Below are 3,991 nucleotides of genomic sequence, written 5' to 3'. Positions count from 1 at the left end.
TTTTTAAGACACTACACTATAATGTGATTATTATTAACGATCATATATCTCTGTGTTTTTATCTTTTATAATCAAAAAAGTAAGTTTATAAGCTAAAATAAAAGCCGAATCAGTGCAGATATTAATTCCGCATAATTCGGCTTTCTTATCCTTTATACTGCTTAAGTGCCATTCCTATTAATCGATCTGTTTGATCAGCCATAAATAACGGAATGTTTAGAACATCATCGTTTAGTTTTAAATTATCCATTGAAAATCTGATACGCAATTTAATCTTATCGCCAAAGAGATCTACATATTTTTTTAGACTGCGGCTTTTTGTATTCAATTCGGCTTTTACTTCAACAGGAAAAATATCATTCTCTCTTTGAATAATAAAATCTACTTCATAAGGCGGATTATTCTGACTCCAATATCGTGGCATTACTTCAAATTGTGTTACTAATGTTTGTAATACATAATTTTCACTTAACGCTCCTCTAAATTCTGTAAAGAGCCGATTTCCTTCACCAAAAGCGGTCGGAGCCAACTGTGCCAAACGACGAAGCAGACCCACATCGACTAAATAAATTTTAAAAGCTGATAAATCATCATAAGCGGAAATTGGTAAACCTGGAGCGGTACTGCGATAAACTTTATGGACTAGTCTTGCATCAACCAACCATTGTAATGCATCTTCATATTCTCGGGCTCGGGCTCCTTCTTTAACAACTTTATAAATAAACTTTTTATTTTCCCTAGCAAGCTGTGACGGTATAGACTTCCAAATCATTGATATTTTTGGAAATTCGCTAATATCAGGATGCTTAGCAAAATCACGTTCATATGCATTAATAATACCGGATAAAGCTTCTTGCATTGCTTCAACATCCCTCTCCTTTGTCCACATTAAAACTGGCTCAGGCATGCCACCAGTCACATAGTACATTTTTAACTTCTCATACAGTGGATTATAAAACGCATCAGGAATAGGCTCTATTATGTTAATACTATTCAAATAACTCACTAAATTTTCATCACCATTAGCTAGTAAAAATTCCGTAAATGTCATAGGATCAATTTGCATAAAATTAACTTTACCAACTGGAAATGAGGAAGGTTTGGCAAGCGCAATACCTAATAGAGAGCCAGCACAGACAATATGATATTCAGGCGCATTTTCACAAAAATATTTCATTGCGTTTATAACATTGGGACAATCTTGTACCTCATCAAATATAATGAGTGTCTTTTCAGGTAATATTTTTTGTCCGCTCGCTAACATTAGATTTTGAAGAATACGGTCTACCTCTTTCGTTGTTTCAAAAAATTGCTTATATTCCATATTTTCATCAAAATTAAAATATGCCGTATTTTCATAATAACGTCTGCCGAATTCCTTAAGAATCCAGGTTTTCCCTACTTGACGTACACCTTTTAAAATCAACGGTTTACGATATGTCGAGTTTTTCCATTGCAACAATTTATCCATCAGCAATCTTTCCACAAAGTCGCCTCCTCACATTTTTATATATAAATATGTGTGTATTATCACACTATTATTATACTATACTTTTGGTTTTAAATTCAATATGTTTCATAACTCTTTAAAATACAACGTGTTGCTTGTCGAATTTTAATGTAACTTGTTCATTTAATATTATCCAAATTAGAATCTAAAATCAACAAAACTAATCTTAACCAAATACTAAAAGGTATATCTAATTTAAAGAGACTATGCTTTTCAGAGAAATCAATAAATTCTCTTACTAGGCACAGTCTCTTTAGATTTTTAGATTATTCAGCAACAACTTCAGGTACTGACGGTGTTATAATTTCATCAGTTTGATCAACATCCGAAGTTTCTATTATTTCAGGAACTTCAACTTCTTCTGATTTATTAGTTAGACTTTCATCGATAACTGAATCATTATTCATAACTTCATTGTCTAGAATTGCATTGGTTGGTTGAACATTCTCCACAACTTTGATCGTAGTGATGCCGTTATCATCAACACTTGATTCAACTTTTCTGCTAGTATCCATAGCATCTAATGACTCGTCATCAACAAGTTTTGCTCCACCTTTTAATACAATTGTTTGATTTGTTGGAAGTTTGAATTTATTACCTTTATTGCTTTCCCAGAACGCAATTGAAACAAAAAGTTCATTATCGCTATCAACAGTAATCTTATCAAAGTAAGAAGTTTTATTTTCAACTCCACTGATACCAGCCTTTTCACAGCCACAGTCAAAATAAGCATTATTAATAGTTCCATGATTGACTACGTTTAATTCTCCTTCAGTCACGATCACTTTACCATCAGGATTTAAAGATAGTATTTTTATTGTACCGTCATTTTGTAGTTCAATATTTCCAGTAATATAACCACGCATAGAAGAATACAATTGCCCAACTTCTGCCCCAGCATGCACATTCATACTTGCTTTACCGATATATCCATTGGTACCAGCAATTGCTGAATAGCCACTGTTTGCACTTAATTTTCCATAAACATCACAATTCACTTTACCAATTCCACCATAAGAATAGCTGCCACCAAAATAGTAATTAACATTGGCATTCTTCATGATATTAACTTTAGCTTCTTTAACAAAGCAATTAGCAGTCTTCTGCTCCATATTCACAATATCTTTCAGTGATGGCCCTACTGGTGCATAACCGCCTGCATAAACAAGTCTAACTGTTCCATCAATATTTAATTCAACAGAATCAGACTGTGCATTAGCAGTTGTTCCGTGGGATTGAGCAATTGTTCCACCGCCGATCACTGAATCAACTTGAGCATTCTCTTTTACATTGATAATACTCTTACCTGTAACATCAGATTCATAACCGCCACCATAAATTTGTTCAACATAACCTGATTCAATCGTGATAGTTGAACCAGCAACACTAACAGTATCTGATTCTGTCTTTTTGCTGCCGCTAAATATTATTAGTTGATTCTTAGAATTATCAAAGCTGTATATTGTCTTGTCTACCATTACCAATAAAGGTGCTGATATAGAATTATTTTCAGTCCAAACAGTTACATTTTTACCATCAGCAAAGAATACATTATTTAGATAAACTACCTCACCTTTTACCTTTTCAGCTTTTTCAAGTCCATTTTCAACAGTAAGCGCACTTTCCGCCCATTTTGCAGTCAATGTCATTGACCCCTTAACGGTATCTTTATCAAAGTCCCAACGTGTTTCACCATTAAACCAGCCAGCAAATACTTTTCCCTCATTGGTAGGATTGCTTGGTTTTGTGATTTTGCTACCATAAGCTATAGATTGACTGCTTGCTGTGCTGCCTTCGCCATCAAAAGTGATTGTGTAATAAGTAGTACCTGAACCACCACTTGAAGATCCACCACCAGTTGATGGTTTATTTACTTCTGGTGCCTTCTCTACCTCTTCACTCTTTTCAACCTCTTTGATTACTGTATCCTCACCAGCTTCTACTCCGTCAACATTGGCTTCTACTTTTTCAATTGTTCCGCTTCCTTCAATTTTTACCGGAGCATCTGCTGTAATTGTGCCTACCGTACTGCCTTTTGATACTTCTACCTTCGTATCTTTTGCACTTTCTGTTACTATTACATTCTTAACGTCGGCATTTACCTTGATTTGTGTATCCGTCTTTACTTCAAGACTTTCTACCGGTGCCTGAATGTCCACACTCGCATATGTCCGTGTACTTACTTCCTGTGCAGGTACTTCAATCACGATTTCTCCTTTAGTTGTTGACTGGACTTCAATCTTCTCTACTTCACCCTTGAAGTTTTTATCAGGTGTTACCGCTGCTGTTTCTTCCAATACGATCGTCTTTACTTCTGTTTCGCCGCTTAATACGACTTCTGTATTTCTTGTCTGTGTACTGATTGCTTCAATCTTTGAATCAGTAATCGTTAATTTACCGGCTGTCTTGTTGTCACCAATAACAACTAATTTACCTTTTACAGTTACACCTTTTAATTCTAACGCTTTGGCGGTTGTCACA

2 protein-coding genes are annotated in these 3,991 nt (G+C 34.9%); both read right to left on the bottom strand.

Annotated elements, in window-relative coordinates; translation table 11 throughout:
* Positions 1-145: 145 nt before the first annotated feature.
* Positions 146-1,486, bottom strand: a complete 1,341-nt coding sequence (locus tag DAHG_RS01110; RefSeq protein ID WP_022936472.1) for an ATP-binding protein — start codon at positions 1,484-1,486, stop codon at positions 146-148.
* A gap of 290 nt (positions 1,487-1,776) precedes the next feature.
* Positions 1,777-3,991, bottom strand: a 2,215-nt coding sequence (locus DAHG_RS01105) for an InlB B-repeat-containing protein (protein ID WP_161650487.1), incomplete at its 5' end; no start/stop codon positions are given.

It is taken from the genome of Dielma fastidiosa (assembly GCF_000313565.1).
Lineage (GTDB): Bacteria > Bacillota_I > Bacilli_A > Erysipelotrichales > Erysipelotrichaceae > Dielma > Dielma fastidiosa.
The sequence above is the reverse complement of the archived record's forward strand: the minus strand, read 5'-3'. Positions and strand labels throughout refer to the sequence as shown.